Origin of the sequence: Nocardia arthritidis, assembly GCF_011801145.1 — a bacterium.
GTDB classification, from domain to species: Bacteria; Actinomycetota; Actinomycetes; order Mycobacteriales; family Mycobacteriaceae; genus Nocardia; species Nocardia arthritidis_A.
The window spans coordinates 3,302,397-3,317,059 of sequence record NZ_CP046172.1 but is presented as its reverse complement, the minus strand read 5'-3'; the positions used below and the strand labels follow the sequence as shown (position 1 = coordinate 3,317,059).

The 14,663-nt window shown below is 66.4% G+C and carries 16 protein-coding genes, 2 pseudogenes and 1 riboswitch; of the genes and pseudogenes, 10 read left to right on the top strand and 8 right to left on the bottom strand.

Going from position 1 to position 14,663, the window contains the following annotated elements; translation table 11 throughout:
• Positions 1 to 19 precede the first annotated feature (19 nt).
• From F5544_RS14790 to F5544_RS47555, 3 genes and pseudogenes are all read left to right on the top strand, one after another.
• The gene (locus tag F5544_RS14790) at positions 20 to 616 is read left to right on the top strand and encodes a hypothetical protein (protein WP_167473726.1); all 597 of its coding nucleotides are present in this window, start codon (positions 20 to 22) and stop codon (positions 614 to 616) included.
• Between the two features lie 302 nt (positions 617 to 918).
• Positions 919 to 1,961 (top strand): annotated as a pseudogene (locus tag F5544_RS46345) (DUF222 domain-containing protein); the annotation flags it as partial.
• A gap of 45 nt (positions 1,962 to 2,006) precedes the next feature.
• On the top strand, positions 2,007 to 2,405 hold the full coding sequence (locus tag F5544_RS47555) for an HNH endonuclease signature motif containing protein (RefSeq protein ID WP_428847171.1): 399 nt from the start codon (positions 2,007 to 2,009) through the stop codon (positions 2,403 to 2,405).
• A gap of 1,383 nt (positions 2,406 to 3,788) precedes the next feature.
• Here the strand turns inward: F5544_RS47555 and F5544_RS47550 are convergent.
• Both F5544_RS47550 and F5544_RS47545 read right to left on the bottom strand, forming a co-directional pair.
• Entirely contained in the window at positions 3,789 to 4,118 is a 330-nt protein-coding gene (locus F5544_RS47550) for an aminoglycoside adenylyltransferase domain-containing protein (protein WP_428847170.1), read from the bottom strand.
• A gap of 270 nt (positions 4,119 to 4,388) precedes the next feature.
• Positions 4,389 to 4,499: pseudogene (locus F5544_RS47545) on the bottom strand (nucleotidyltransferase domain-containing protein); the annotation flags it as partial.
• Between the two features lie 335 nt (positions 4,500 to 4,834).
• Between F5544_RS47545 and F5544_RS14775 the strand changes: the two are divergent.
• Complete coding sequence (locus F5544_RS14775) at positions 4,835 to 5,212, top strand: hypothetical protein (RefSeq protein WP_167473724.1); 378 nt, start codon at positions 4,835 to 4,837, stop codon at positions 5,210 to 5,212.
• Between the two features lie 800 nt (positions 5,213 to 6,012).
• Here the strand turns inward: F5544_RS14775 and F5544_RS14770 are convergent.
• Complete coding sequence (locus tag F5544_RS14770; protein WP_167473723.1) at positions 6,013 to 7,215, bottom strand: FAD-dependent monooxygenase; 1,203 nt, start codon at positions 7,213 to 7,215, stop codon at positions 6,013 to 6,015.
• Between the two features lie 221 nt (positions 7,216 to 7,436).
• A riboswitch (M-box (ykoK) riboswitch) is annotated at positions 7,437 to 7,608 on the bottom strand.
• Positions 7,609 to 7,678: 70 nt separating this feature from the next.
• Positions 7,679 to 8,920 carry a cytochrome P450 gene (locus F5544_RS14765; protein WP_167473722.1) on the bottom strand — a complete coding sequence of 414 codons (1,242 nt, stop codon included), beginning with the start codon at positions 8,918 to 8,920 and terminating at the stop codon, positions 7,679 to 7,681.
• Positions 8,921 to 9,044: 124 nt separating this feature from the next.
• On the opposite strand from F5544_RS14765, the gene F5544_RS14760 reads away from it, so the two are divergent.
• The 5 genes from F5544_RS14760 (at position 9,045) to F5544_RS14740 (ending at position 11,347) form a co-directional block, all read left to right on the top strand.
• Entirely contained in the window at positions 9,045 to 9,659 is a 615-nt protein-coding gene (locus tag F5544_RS14760) for a TetR/AcrR family transcriptional regulator (protein WP_238847247.1), read from the top strand.
• Between the two features lie 40 nt (positions 9,660 to 9,699).
• Positions 9,700 to 10,263 (top strand): NUDIX hydrolase, encoded by a 564-nt coding sequence (locus tag F5544_RS14755; RefSeq protein WP_167473721.1) that lies wholly within the window; start codon positions 9,700 to 9,702, stop codon positions 10,261 to 10,263.
• A 49-nt stretch (positions 10,264 to 10,312) separates the two neighbouring features.
• Entirely contained in the window at positions 10,313 to 10,492 is a 180-nt protein-coding gene (locus F5544_RS14750) for a hypothetical protein (RefSeq protein WP_167473720.1), read from the top strand.
• Positions 10,489 to 10,755: a hypothetical protein gene (locus F5544_RS14745; protein ID WP_428847143.1), complete on the top strand. Its 267-nt coding sequence runs from the start codon at positions 10,489 to 10,491 to the stop codon at positions 10,753 to 10,755. The genes F5544_RS14750 and F5544_RS14745 overlap by 4 nt, the downstream gene beginning before the upstream one ends.
• A 64-nt stretch (positions 10,756 to 10,819) precedes the next feature.
• Positions 10,820 to 11,347 (top strand): NUDIX domain-containing protein, encoded by a 528-nt coding sequence (locus F5544_RS14740; RefSeq protein ID WP_167473719.1) that lies wholly within the window; start codon positions 10,820 to 10,822, stop codon positions 11,345 to 11,347.
• A gap of 69 nt (positions 11,348 to 11,416) precedes the next feature.
• Here the strand turns inward: F5544_RS14740 and F5544_RS14735 are convergent, their stop codons facing one another.
• The 3 genes from F5544_RS14735 to F5544_RS14725 all read right to left on the bottom strand — a co-directional run bounded on the left by F5544_RS14735 (position 11,417) and on the right by F5544_RS14725 (position 12,854).
• Positions 11,417 to 11,905: a GNAT family N-acetyltransferase gene (locus tag F5544_RS14735; RefSeq protein WP_203217563.1), complete on the bottom strand. Its 489-nt coding sequence runs from the start codon at positions 11,903 to 11,905 to the stop codon at positions 11,417 to 11,419.
• A 75-nt stretch (positions 11,906 to 11,980) separates the two neighbouring features.
• A complete protein-coding gene (locus tag F5544_RS14730) occupies positions 11,981 to 12,496 on the bottom strand; it encodes an SgcJ/EcaC family oxidoreductase (protein ID WP_238847246.1) in 516 nt (171 codons plus the stop codon).
• On the bottom strand, positions 12,432 to 12,854 hold the full coding sequence (locus tag F5544_RS14725) for a hypothetical protein (RefSeq protein ID WP_167473718.1): 423 nt from the start codon (positions 12,852 to 12,854) through the stop codon (positions 12,432 to 12,434). The genes F5544_RS14730 and F5544_RS14725 overlap by 65 nt, the downstream gene beginning before the upstream one ends.
• Before the next feature lie 193 nt (positions 12,855 to 13,047).
• Here F5544_RS14725 and F5544_RS14720 point away from each other — a divergent pair, with 193 nt between their 5' ends.
• Complete coding sequence (locus tag F5544_RS14720) at positions 13,048 to 13,854, top strand: helix-turn-helix domain-containing protein (protein WP_167479202.1); 807 nt, start codon at positions 13,048 to 13,050, stop codon at positions 13,852 to 13,854.
• Between the two features lie 25 nt (positions 13,855 to 13,879).
• Here the strand turns inward: F5544_RS14720 and F5544_RS14715 are convergent, their stop codons facing one another.
• Positions 13,880 to 14,584: a S1 family peptidase gene (locus tag F5544_RS14715; protein ID WP_238847245.1), complete on the bottom strand. Its 705-nt coding sequence runs from the start codon at positions 14,582 to 14,584 to the stop codon at positions 13,880 to 13,882.
• Between the last annotated feature and the right edge of the window lie 79 nt (positions 14,585 to 14,663).

The window sequence follows — 14,663 nt, the reverse complement described above, 5'->3', positions numbered from 1 at the left end:
GCAGAAGGCTTTCGCGGTAATGCGCGTGCGATTCATCAGGTCCCAGCCCGCAGCGAGATTCGCGCATCGAGGAACGGGAGCGATCGAGGTCTTCCTGGTTTCATCAGCGCGTCGCCAGGCGATTATCCATATTCTCGACTACCTCGGCGAGGGCATCATCGAGATCGGGCAGGCGCGCGACACGGTCGCGCATTATCTGCGGCTACTGGCCGAGATGCCGCCCGTGAAGGACACGGAATCGGTTCGGCCGCTGGAGGTTCCGCTGAAGCTCTCGGCGGTTCGACCTCATTGCATCAGCTGGACGCGCGGGTGGTCGGTCGAGGCAGATGCGGACGATCTGGTTGCATCCGCGTGCGATTGGGATCTTGGCCGGGGTGACCCGGTCCGTCGGGATGGCCGATGCTCACCGCGTTATCGCACGGCGCTGTTCTCCTTGCCGGTTTCCGAGGTGCTGCGCCGATGCTCCTGCGGCGAGCTTCGTCGTTCTCGTCGTATCCGGTCAGCTCGGCGCATCCGTTGTCGATCGGGCGGCCGTCGAAGCGTGCCTGCAGGAAGGCCAGCGGGGACGAACATGAAGCTCGCCACCAAATGGTTTATGCCGGTGTATTCCGTGTAAGGGACCGTGACACGGCGGCGGCAGTAATCGGCGGCCAGGGCAGCTGTTAGCGCTTCGGCTGCTGCGATGGCCTCGGCACCGTTATCGGACTCGGCCGCGGCACCGTTCGCGGCGTCTGTCCGACATCTTAGTGCGCTTGCGATTCCGCTCTGGCTTGCAGACGAAGTCGGTCGACCGATTCGGAATAGCAGCGACTTCGCCTGTGCAGCACTGTGTTTGACGATTCTGTGAGCAGTAAGATTTTTACTTTGCAGTTGGCTATTTCTGTTTGTTTTCGAATCTTTATTCGATAGAATGTGGGCATGACTCCGGACGATCCTGACATGGCGCAACGGGTGGCCGACCCGTTGCCCGTCGACGTGGATCGCATCCTGCACGCGCCGTTGACGCCGTTATCTGATGACGAGTTGATCCAATTGGTGCGTGACACCGAGTGTTTGAAGCGGCGGATCGCGGCTCGGGAACACGAACTGTCGGCACAGTTGACCCAGCGGGCGATCCCGGCGCGGACGGGTGCGGGCGGCCTGACCCGATTTCTGACTGAAACCCTGCTGATTTCGCGGGCCGAGGCGTCGGCGCGCACCCGAGCCGCCGAAGAACTGGGGCCGCGCATCGACATGGCGGGTGAGGTGCACCCACCCCTGCTTCCAGCGACCGCCGCCGCCCTGGCCGAGGGCGCGATCAGCGCCGATCATGCACGCAAGATCGCGGCGGTGCTGAAACGAGTCCCTGGATCGGTGCACAACCCCGAATTCGAAGCGACCGAAACTTTGTTGGCCGGGCTCGCTCGCACCCTGTGCGCCGACGATATTCCCGCGGTCGGGGACAAGGTCCTGGCTTACCTCGACCCCGACGGCAAGCTCACCGACGACCGGGACCGTGCCAGGGTGCGTGGCGTGAGCGTGGGTCGGCAACGCCCGGATGGGATGTCGGCTCTGACCGGAGCGATGACCCCACCCTGCGAGCGCTGTGGGATACGTTCATGGCCAAATACGCCCGGCCTGGCATGAACAACCCCGACGACCCGAACTCCCCACGCGGAGCCTGCGATTTCGTCGACCGCGAGGCCATGGTGGCGGCCGCGGCCCGCGACACCCGCACTCAGGCCCAACGCCAACACGACGCCCTATTGGCCCTGCTACACCCGCAAACCCGAGTCGACGAATTAGGCGCGCACCGAGGGCTTCCCGTCTCGATGATCATGACCGTCAGCATCGAGGATATCGAACGCAAAACCGGTCTCGCGACCACCGCGACCGGCGGCACCATCCCCATCAGCGAAGCACTCCGGTTGGCCGAACACGCCGACCCCTACCTGCTCGTATTCGACAAACACGGCCTACCACTGCATTTCGCCCGCAAACGCCGCCTGGCCTCCGCCCCACAACGGATGGCGCTGACCGCCGCCCTGCGCGGCTGCACCCGCCCGGGCTGCGATGCACCCGCCAGCATGTGCGCGGTCCACCATGTCACAGCATGGAACGCGGGCGGCGCAACAGATATCGAAAGCCTCACCCTCGCCTGCGACCACTGCCACGCATTGGTCAACGATGGCCCCAACGGCTGGAAAACCATTGTCCTGGGCGACGATTCACCCTACCCAGGCCGCACCGGATGGATCGCACCACCACACATCGACCCCACCGGCACACCACGAGTCAACCACCGCCACCACCCCGGTGAGCTACTCGCCCGCGCGCTGTCGCGGATCCACCACCGCAACGACCGCGACCTGCAACGCCACCGCGAGTGGCTCAAAGACCAACAACCACCAACAGATCGGGACTGACCCGCACACCCACAACGGTGTGCGGGCACAGCCCGTGCCAGGGGAACCCGGCAACGAATCACTGACATCGACCCAAGAGTTACCCCCATGAGCACTGTCCCACCGCCACCACCCCGACCGACCACCGAACGGCGACTGACGAAAACCCAACAGCCACCGACAGTTCCGGGCGAACCTGCGCACCGCACTATTCAGTCAGAGCCCGCCCCAGCACCGATCCCAGGCGGACCGATCCACCCAGCCGCAGCAAGCTCGACCCCGAATCCCGAACCGGCAGATCCGATCTCACAACAGCCTCGTACTTCGCAGCCAGGCCGGCCGGTAACGTTTGCCCAGACCAGACGGACGATGCGGATCGCTCGACGACGAATGCCGTGCCACGCTTCCCATTGCGGGCCGCACGCACTCACGTGAGGTGCTGGCCTGGACCCATAAGCTCGGCGACGATAGCGAATTCGCCGGTACCGCAGTCATTGTCGCCTTGGAGGTCGGACAGCGGCACAGAGACGGCATCACTGTCACGACGAATCGAACATCTCTGCCCACCGAAGGACCCATGACTTACACCACCGCGCCCCAGCCGGTCGATACTGCGACCGTGTTCCCTGCGCTGGCACAGTTCGCTCGCACGGCGACCCGGCTGCACCCGCGCCCCGGAAATCCCTCGCCGCAGAACAGTTCCGTCGGCGGACCGACGGCCGAGCCGCGGCCGCACCGCGACGGCCCCAAGAACTGGACGCACCGAACACGGCCGCATCCCCGGCGGACGTGCCACTGATAGGAGATGCCGCACGAACCAGCAGGAGCATGACTCCGCAGTGGGAGGCCAATGACCGCATTCATCCCCGTGGCAGCACGGATTACCTGTCTCCCGCGGGATAGAAGGCGGGCAGCTGGATCAACTGACCACCACCGACACATACCCACAACCGTGCCCCGCCTGCGGCACACCCGCTCGGCCGCATCCCCGGCGGAGGTGCGACTGGTACGAGGTGCCGCACGAACCAATAGGAGCATGACTCCGCAGGCACGGCACCCCAATAACAGCATTTATCCCCCGCAGCAGCACCGACCACCCGTCCCCCATGGGATAGAAGGCCGGCCGGATCAACTAGGCACCACCGACACATACCCACAGCCGTGCCCCGCCTGCGGCACGTACACCGGGCCGATGCTGACCACCGTCACCTCACTAATGGGATTCGAGTCAGCACAGCTGGATCCCTTACGAGGATCGCGACGCCCTAGTCGACATCGGTCGTCCCGGGTTACCTGGCCAAGAGCCTCATCGCACGTGGGGTACAACCAGATCATCCGCGTCTGCCCGGCCTCGCCCGATTACCCGCGCGCCCCAGCTGATGCACGACCACCCGCGCGTCCGGCTTATGCGATAGGACCGCACGTCGATCCGCTGGTGACCCGGGCGAGTGTTTGATGCACGAATTGCTCTACGGCACTGGGACTCAGCTCGGCGGCGGGTAGGCAGCGCTGACGGTTCAGCGCGGTGCGGATCAGCTCGCGGTCCGGCTGGGGCACACGATCCATTGCCCACCGGCCGCCATCGATTTTGGATACGAGTGTGCTGTCCACCGCGAATCGCCAAGCGCGGCAGGCATTCAGCACCGCGTACTCGCCCGCGGCATGCTCGGCGGCCCAGCGCAGCTCGCGCACCAACTGGGCGAGGACCAGTTCGGTGGCGACCGGAGCGAACACCTCGCTCGCAGGTCGGCCTGAACCTATGCGGCGTCCGGCCTGCCGGCACACGGCGAAATGCAGTACCAGATCCGGATCTCCCGCATGCTCATGGCCGTCGACTACTTTGCTGTCATCGGGTGCCGTTGTCACATGCAGTTCGAATCGCGGAAGAGCCGTCGGATGCCGGGTGACCGGAAGCGTGACGACGCTCAATTCCAGTCCGTGCGCCGGACAGGGCAGGCGTTCCTCGCTCAACCCCACAGCGACGGCCGATCGCTCGGCCACCGTCAGCGAATTCGCGCACACGACAAGGACATCGATATCGCTGCGCCGCGCATCGAAGCCGCCGAGCACCGCGGAGCCGTGCAGATAGACACCCACCAGGCGCGAACCGAACACCGCCGCCATCGCGGATGCGAGGTCACCGGCGTAGCGGTCCGACGCGGCATCCATGCCACAACTCTAGACACCGGCTCATTTCGCACCGCACATGTCACCCGAGGACCCGTTGCCGCTCGGTAGTCGACATCTCACCCGCTCATTTCGCACCGCGCATGTCACCCGAAGACCCGTTGCCGCTCGCGGTAGTCGATATCTCACCGGATCGACCCAATTCCCAGGTTTGGCAACAGAATTCGGTGACGGCGGATCGTATCTGCTTATGTCGTTCGGAAATAATCCGAATGGACGCGACAGCGGGCACGCAACTCGGCTCGGGAAGTTGGGAAAAAGTAATGTGGAGAACAATTCTCGCGGTGGTGACGCTGGCGGCCGTAACCGTTGTCGGCATCGGGGCATCCGGGCAGGCCGGCGCGGTCAGCGATAAGGTGACGTGCGGCGCCGTCGCGCAGGCGGCCACGGATATGGCTGCCGCGCTCGGCGACGGCGATGTCGGCATCGCGGACGTGAAGAAGGCGCTGCACGACGTCGCGACCAAATTGGCCGACGCGGCGGTCGCCGCCGACGAAGGTCCGCTGAAAAGCGCGCTCAACGCGGATGTGGCACAACTGAACCGCGCGGCCACGGCCCCCGACGACCAAGTCATGAACATCCTGCACGAGCAGGAGTCCAAAGACGCGAGGGACGCGGTCAACTCCCGCTGCGGCTTCTGACAACGGACAGCGGCGCCGCCGGGCTCGAAGCGCCGGCGGCGCGTGAGCATCAACCAGCGACCCCGCCGCTACATATCCGGTTCGCATAACCGTCGAACTCGGCAGCCCTGACAACCTTCCGGCATGATCCGCCCCACTGCCTCGGCCGTAGATCGCACGCCCAGCCCCACACCGCATACCGGGCCCCACACCACACGCCACACGCCCCACACCACACACCCCGCCCCACACCACACACCCGGCCCGCACATCACATGCCCCGCCCCACATCACATGCCGGACCACACACCACATGGCCCCGCTGCACACCGCATGCTCGGCCGCACACCACACGCCCCGCCACACACCCACATACCCAGGCCGCACACCACACGCCGATCCCCACACCGCACGCCCGGCCCCACATCACACGCCCGCCGCACACCGCACGCCCGGCCCCACATCACACGCCCGCCGCACACCGCATGCCCGGCCCCACATCGCATGCCCGGCCCCACATCACACGCCCGCCGCACACCGCATGCCCGGCCCCACATCGCATGTCCCGCCGCACATCACATACCGGACCCCACACCGCACACCTCGGGCCCCATCCCAAAAAAATACAGCCGGACAGCGGCGGGCCGAGGCTGCGCTGTCCGGCTGATCGATCGGTGTCACTACATGGGCATATCGGGGAACATCATGTTCCACCAGTCTCGCAACATGTCCATCAACTGCATAAACATCGGTGACATCACAATCATCACCTCCTGACCATCTCCCGCCGGTCAGTTCTCGCGTACCCAGAGATCCCGCCGCTAGACCGACGCGAGCGGAGTGTCGTAATCCTTGACCGGCATCGAGTCGTAAAACCGCAGGCCGCGGGCGCCGAGTTTCGTTGCGGCGCGAGCCAACCCGGTGGGCAGGGCCGTGCCCAGTCGTCCGGCTTGGATGAGTGCCCACATGCCGAGGCGGGAGGTGGGCACGATCGTCGCGGCCGCCCGCGCGGCGAATATCCGGCTACGCCGGACCGATTCCGCCATCACCGCCTCGTAGGCGGGCAGCGCGACGGTGTGGTCGCCACCGGCCGCGGCGAGTTCCCCGGCCAAGGTGTAGGCGCCGACGATCGCCAGGCTGGTGCTGCCACCGACCGCCGGGCCGGGGCAGTAGGCGGCGTCGCCGACCAGCGTGACCCGATCCCGGGACCAGCGGTCGAGCCGAAGCTGGGTGATGGAGTCGAAATAGAAGGCGGGCGTATCGTCGAGCACCGCCAGCCACCGGTCGACCTCGGGCGCCGAGCCGGCGAATGCCTTGCGCACCAACCGCTTCTGCTGATCGATATCGCGGTGGTCGTAATCGAGTTCCTGTTCCGGCCGGAACAGGAAGAGGATCCGGGAGTCGGTCAGGCATTGGGCGGTGTAGATCCCCGCGACTCGGCCGACCGCCAACCGCGCGTTGAATTCGCCGGGCACCGCGAGTTCGCGCGGCGCCGAGGCCACCGCGAGGTAGCCGCCCAGAAACCGTTCCGGCACCTGCCCGAAGACCAGCCGCCGGACATTCGAGCGCAGCCCGTCGGCGCCGACGACGAGATCGAATTCCCGCGGTTCGCTGTGCTCGAAGCTGACGCGGCCGTCCGCGGTGATCGCGGTGATGGAATCGCCGAACCGATACTCCACATCGTTTCGTGTTGCGTCGTAATAGATTTCGCTGAGATCGTCGCGCATGATCTCCACATGCCGATCGGAGGCGGCCCGGGCGAGCTTGGCTTGGTCCAATCGCACCCGGCGGCTACCCGTGTGCACGGTGAGGTAGTCGGTTCCGGTGGCGTGCTCCATGATTCGCGGCAGCACACCCATTTGTTCGGAGATCTCCACGGACGGCCGGAACAGGTCGACCGCGTGACCACCGGTTTTGCGCAGTGTCGGCGCCTTTTCGACGACGGTTACGGTGAATCCGTACCGCGTGAGCCAGTAGGACAGGACGGGTCCGGCGATGCTGGCACCGGAGACGAGGATTCGCATATCGCACTTCCTTTGCGAAAACCCGCACACTGCAACAGTTTCCAGGCACGGCAAGAGGTACCGCGCCGACGTTCGTCAGGCGATCGGAGTGTCGCAGCGAGCTGGGAATGTATATGTCAGAACCGGACTGGGATACGGACTATCGCCGGACATCATGTCGTCCCCCACCTCCTCGCCGCGCTGATCACTATGAAGGCACAAAGGGGAACCCGAAAGACGGGCTGGCACCCCTCTCGTCAGAGCTTCGGCACTGCACGACGTATCCCGTTGCCGGGGAAGCCACTTCGGATAACCCCTTAATCCGGGGAGATCTGTCCTGACCCTGGGCGTCTCTCGACGTCGTCGGATCAGTGGCCTGTGTTCGTACAGGAGCCTCGCCTAGCGAGGTGCTGACCTGAAAATACTGACCCGCACTCGCCGGTGAAGTCAAGCGATTCTTCCTGTCGCGAAGGAATTTTCGCGCTCAGGGTGCGATCTCAGTGAAACCGACGGGCAGCGCGGCCGGACCGCGCAGGGTGACATGGTCGCGGTAGGGCGGCGGGTCCAGCAGCAGGCGTGGTTCGCGAACCCGTAATGCGAAGCGCGTCAACGCGACTCGCGCCTCCAATCGCGCGAGCGGCGCCCCGAGGCAGAAGTGTGCCCCCGCACCGAAGGCCAGGTGCCGGATGTCACGCCGCGGGTCGAAGCGGTCCGGGTCCGGATTCAGCCGCGGATCGCGCTGTGCGGCGGCGAGCAGCATGATCATGACCTCGCCGCGGCGCACCGGGAAATCGCCGATCCGCAGGTCCGCGGCGGCGATTCGCGGGGCGAGCTGTACCGGCGGGTCGTAGCGCAGCGTCTCCTCCACCACGGCGGCGGCGAGAGCCGGGTCGGCGCGCAGCGCGGCGAGTTGTTCGGGGTTGCGCAGCAGCGCGAGCACCGCATTGCCGATCAGGTTGACCGTCGTCTCGTGCCCGGCGATGAGCAAAAGCCCACAGGTGCTTATCAATTCGTCGTGGCTGAGCTTGTCGCCCGCCTCCTCGGCGGCGATGAGTTCGGACAGCAGGTCCGGCCCGGGGTCCGCGCGCCTGCGAACCGTCAATTCCTCGAAATATTCATACAATTCGTCGCTCGCCTGGTCGACGGCCGCGGGATCGGCGGCGAATTCGGCGGTGGAGCGCGATGTCGGATCCAGTTTGCGCGACATGAGCGCCGACCAGCGACCCAGCCGCGCCTCGCCTTCCAGTGGGACACCGAGCAATTCGCAGATGACGGTGACCGGCAGCGGATAGGCCAGCTCGGCGACGACGTCGAATTCGGTTCCGGAGACCCGATCGAGTATGCCGTCCACCAGCGCCGTGATCCTGGGTTCCATGGTCTGTACGACGCGCGGGGTGAACGCCTTCGCGACCAGCCGCCGCAGCCGGGTGTGGTCGGGCGGATCGCGGAACAGGAATGCGGGCCCACGTTCGTCGTCGCCGGTGCGGGGGTCCGGGAACTGCGACAGTTCGAAGGCGCTGAGCCTGCGGTCGACGCGGGCATCCGGATGCCGCAGCACCGTCGCGCAGTCCGCGTACCCGGGAAAGACGACGACGGGCGCGGAGCCGAGCCGGAACGGTCCGGCCGCACGCATCCGCGCTAGCAACGGGTACGGATCGGGCCGGTTGGCCGGGTCGATGAGGCTCAGGTAGTCGGCGATACCGATCGGCTCGTCCGTCGTGGTCATCACGGTCCTCCACAAATGCTACATCTACTGTAGCTACAGTCCCTGTAGCATCCTGGACTGAGCCACCCGCTGTCAAGAGCCCCGAAATGACTTTCCAGCCCCCACACAGAACAGAGAAGCAGCGATGACCGAACCGGCGACCCGGCGCAATCGCACCTACGCGCCGCGCATGGCCCCCGAGCAGCGGCGCGCCCAACTACTCGACGCGGCGCTGCGGATCATCGTCGAACAGGGCATCCACAAGGTCTCGATGGATGCGGTGGCGCGCTCGGCCGGTGTCACCAGGCCGGTGGTGTACAGCCAGTTCACCGACACCGACGACCTACTGCGCAGCTCGCTCGAGCGGGAGGAACAACTTGCCCGCCAACAACTTTCCGATATCGTGCCGCTGCGCCCGACCGGCGACCCCGCCGCCGACGTACTGCGCTACCTGGCGGGGTTCCTGCGCGCGGTCACCGAGGCCCCGGACCGCTGGCGAGCCGCCTTCGTACTGGTGGACAGCGCGACACCGTACTTCCGCCGCCGGATGGAGCACTGGCGACGCGAACTCGTCACCGCGCTGGAGGATTTCGTCCGCGCCGCGACCACCGACCTCGACGTCGCGATGACCGCCCGCGCCATCGACGCGCTCGTCTGGAACGCCGGACGCCTCACTCTCGCGGAACCCGGCGAGTTCCCGCCCGCGCGTGTCATCGCCTACTACACCGACCTGGTGCGCACCCACTTCGACCGGCGCTGACCTCGAGTTTCCTGTCGGTGGGCGGCGTTACAGTCCCGCCATGCATCCTGCCACCGCAGTCATCGCCGAAATCGTGCGGGGGATCGAACCGTTCGACGCGCTCGAATGCGAACACATCGCCCAAACGCTGCGCTGGCTGGACGCGACCGATGATGTCTTCCGCCGCGCGAAACCCGCGACGCCACCGCGACATCTGGTCACCTACGCGGTGCTCGTCGACCCGGACGGCCGTGCCGTACTGCTCGGCCTGCATCGACTGGCCGGGCTGTGGCTGCCGACCGGCGGCCATGTCGAGCCCGGCGAACATCCGCTCGCGGCCGCACGCCGGGAGACATTGGAGGAGTTGGGCATCGAGCCCGATTTCGGCGTCGTCGGCACCGCACCGCTGTTCCTGACGATCACCACCACGATCGGAATCGACGCCGGGCACGAGGACGTGAGCCTCTGGTACGTCGTCCGCGGCGACCGCACCCGCGAATATCGGCTGGATCCAAGAGAGTTCGGCGACGGCCGGTGGTGGGATATCGACCGGTTCGCCGTCCCGGAATCCGATCCGCATTTCGGGCGTTTCCTAGGCAAACTGGAGGCCGCGATCTTGCCTTGACGCCGGTGACAACGTTTACCGTTGCGGCCGACGCATCGAAGGAGGTCGCATGCTCATCGGCGAACTGGCCGAGCGGATCGGCACCCGCACCTGCGGTATTACGAACAGCACGGCCTGGTGCGAGCGCGCCGCTCGGCAGGTCGACGCGACCATGGACCAGCTCGCCGCACTGCGCGAACAACTGCTCGCCCGGCTGCGCGCCGCGCCGCCGAAATGTGAATTCCATTGAGCGACATGCGTTTCGCCATCAGCTATAGTTCGCCGTTCCACGGCGTGGATCCGGACCGGCTCATCGCGGTCGCACGGCATGCCGAGCGGTGCGGATTCGAGGGGCTGTACCTGCCCGATCATCTCGCGCTCTATCCGGGAGCGATGTTCGGCGCAGTGGAATTACCCACCCAACTCCCCTATCTGGAACCGCTCGACGCGCTGAGTTTCGTCGCCGCGACCACCGAACGAATCCTGCTCCAGCCACCAGACGATCAGTCATGAGCCGCACAACCAGCGAATCCAGCACGAGCCGCCGCACCAGCGCGATCTCCGACAGTATCGAGCCATGGAGACGCTCGGATCGCAGACGATGTACTCGAATCCGTGGATTTCGGTGCGCGAGGACGTGGTGCGCCGGGCCGACGATTCGACCGGGATATACGGCGTGGTCGATCTCCCCGACTTCGCCATGATCATCCCGTTGCGGAACAACATGTTTCATCTCGTCGAACAGTTCAGATATCCGCTCGGGCTGCGGCGCTGGGAGTTCCCGGCGGGTTCCTGCCCCGCCGACGACCCGGTCACCGCGGCACACATCGAATTGCGCGAGGAGACGGGGTTGCGCGCCGGGCGCCTCATCCACCTGGGCACGGTGGACAGCGCGCCGAGTATGAGCAGCCAGCGCGGCTGGATCTATCTAGCCACCGACCTCACCGACGGCGCACCCGAACGCGAACACTCCGAACAGGACATGCGCTCGGCCTGGTTCCTGCGGGAGACGGTCGAGGCGATGCTGACCAGCGGCGAAATCACCGACTCGCACACCGTCGCCGCCTACACCCTCCTGCTGCTGCACGAACGCCGCGGCGACTGAACCGATCCGCGGCGCGCCGAGCATCGGCGTCGGTCAGCGCGGCCGAATCCACATCCTCCCGAGCTCGGCTCAGAACTCCAGCATCATCTCGAATTCCGGGCGCGGATTCGCGGGCGAGATGATTGATCGCACCCCGGTGCGCGCGAAACCATTTCGCAGATAAAGCTTTTCGGCGACAACGTTCCCCTCCGCAACCTCCAGCCATACCCTGCGATATCCCGCTCCCCTGGCCCAGTCGACCAGCGCGCGCACCAGGACGTCACCGACACCGGTCCCCCGCGCCCCGGGCGCCACCCACATCGAAATCAGGTGTGCCCCATCGCGTTCCGGATCGGCCAGGCCGCCGATCGTGCCGACCTCGGCACCGTCGACGGTCGCGACGAACTGGACGCGCCCGGCCAACAGCGCCCGCCACCCCGCCTCGGTGCGCCGCTGCGCCTCGGCCAGCGTCGCACCGAAGGCGTGTGGCGCATCGGCGAGGGACAGCAGCCGTAACCGGCGAAAGGTCGCCCACTCGTCCGGGCCGAGCCGCCTGATGCCGATCACCGAACTGTCCACCGCACCTCGCTCTCGGAATACTGGATCGTACGACGGTTCCAGGCCAGTGCACCAACGGTTTTCAGCGCACAGGGATCAGGCGGGCCCCGATGGCCGGATGCGTGTGTTCTGGAATGAAGTGAACAGCCAGCTGCCATCCGCCTTTACGGCGGTCCTCGTCTGGATCGAAAGGTCTTCCGGGCGGCACGTTTCGGCGCCATCACGCAGCACGCAGACGCCGTTGGTCACCATCACCGCGAGATCGGGTGCCGGGAAGCGGATTGTCACCTCGCGCGGTTCCGACCAGCGGGTGCCCTTCATGAAGCCATCGAAGCCATCCTGCATCACCTTTGCGAGTTCGCTTCGGCCCCTGATGAATTCGCCGATAACGGAGACGAAGTCGACATCCTCGGTGCAGGTCGCGGCGAAGGCGGCGCCGTCGCCCGCCGCCCATGCCGCCGCCTGAGCCCGTTCCAGAGCTAGCAGCGCCGCGCGATCGCCGGATTCGATCGTGTTGTCGTACATCATGTTTCGACCTTCCAGATAATCAGGCGCGCAGCTTGCGCAGACCGGTGTACTCGAGGGCGGCGAAGGCGCCGACGACGGCGGCACCGACCCAGCAGAAGGCGACGCCGAGACCGGTCAGGTCGATGAGGCCCGAGTACGCGAGTGCCACCATGCCGACCGCGGATATCGCGTTCACCACGACGACCGTGGCCGCCTGCCGCACCGCGATCACCGGGTAACCGGCGATGAGCAGCAACGCCAAACCGCCGCCGACCATGGCGACGCCGAACGGGATCGACCACGCCGTCGGCAGTCCGAGCGGATCACGCAGCGCGACCGCCCCAGCCAGCAGCACCACGCCGAACGCGCCGGTGCCCCAGCCGTCCGTCCGCAGCGCCATGCGCAGAAACCCCTGCTCGCCGCGGATAGCAAGCGGCTGGGCCCGCATCGTCGATGTGCTCATCTGGTTCCATACCTTTCTTGGCGGGAGTTCGAGCCCTGGGCGTCGAAATCACCCAGAACTCTCCTTCGGCCGGGTTGGCCTGAAAGATCAGCCGCCCGTGATCCACCCTGCCGCCGTGCGGTATGCGTCTCAATAACCTCGGAGGTCATGGCCGGGCGTCGTTGCCGGTGATTAGCCTGGTGAGGTGGCATCCATGCAGAACCCGTCGCGAATCGGCCCGCTGCTGCGCGAGTGGCGGCAGCGGCGCAGGCTGAGCCAACTGGATCTGGCGCTGTCGGCGGACACCTCGGCGCGGCATCTGTCCTATGTGGAGACCGGCCGGGCCAAGCCGAGCCGAGCGATGGTGCTCCGGCTGTCCGAGGCGCTGGATGTGCCGCTGCGCGAACGAAATACGCTGTTGCTGGCGGCCGACTACGCACCCGCCTATCGCGAATCCGGTTTGGGTGACGCGGGTCTGGCCGCCGCCCGGCGCGCGCTGGACACCATGCTGGCCGCGCACGAACCGTATCCGGCGGTGGTCGTCGACCGGCGGTGGGACGTGCACCTGGGCAATTCCGCGATGTCCATACTGATGCAGGGCATTCCGGAGCACCTGCTGCTGCCGCGGCCGAATGTCTATCGGCTGGTGTTGCATCCGGAGGGTCTGTCGCGCAGCCTTGCCAATCCGGTTCAGGTGCGAGAGTTGTTCCTGGAGCGGCTGACCCGGCAGGCCGATGCCACCGGCGATCCGGAACTGCGCGCGCTGCTCGACGAGGTGTCCGAGTATCCCACCCCGCCGACTGGTCCGGAAGACGCCGACGCGCAACCGAGTCCGTTCGAGGTGCCGGTGCGCATCCGGACGCCGCACGGCGAGCTGTCCATGTTCAGCGTGATGGCCACCTTCGGTGCGCCCGCCGATGTCACCCTCTCCGAGTTGGCGATCGAATTGTTCTATCCCCTGGACGAATTCACCGCCGCCGCCCTGCGCGGGCTGGCGGCGGCGAATACGGCGGCAGGGTGATCATCCACCCGGACAACGGTTTTCGTCAGATCGGCTGGAATCCGGCGCCGACCTCCCCGCGCGCATCGATATCACCCAGGATCTGATCGATCGAGGCGAAGAAGGCGGGCGAGTGGTACGGGATGGCGGCGATGGTGCACGGCACGTCGAAGCCGATCGGGCCGAGCCCGGTCAGCCTGCCCTGGTTCATGCCGACGAGGCGGTCGCCGACGGTGACCGGGCCACCGGAATCGCCGGGCCGTGAACATGCCTGGTTGATCGTGGTGCCGTCCAGCACGCCCCACACCACACCGCAGCCGAATCCGCTGCTGCGCCCGTTGGCGCAGACGGTGCCGCCGAATCCGGGCGCCGCGCCGATTCCGCCGATGGTGGTCGGGCCGACGGTGCGCACCGGGATCACCCGGTCCGGATCGAATTCGATGACGGCGTAATCGATTCCGTCGCCATTGTCGGAATAGACCACCCGGCCGACCACCCCGGCCTCCCTGGTCCGCTCGGCGATCAGGTTCGCGCCGACGGGTGCGCAGTGGCCCGCCGTCAGCCCGACCAGCCTGCCGGCCCTGTCGTGGCCGATCGTGGTGAGCGAGCAGGCGGCGTCCGTGTCGAAGATGATGCCGGAGCTGCCGCCGAGCACAGCGCTCGGATCGGCCTGTGCGGCCCCGGCGCCCACCACGGCCAGACCCGCGAAGGATGCGGTCACCGCGGTGACCCACCTGAATGTCCTAGCCACAACTTCTCCTTATGACGGTCCCCCCGAATCGCGCGGCTATCTCCTGCAAGATCAAAGATAGGCGCGGTCGCGGAATAGC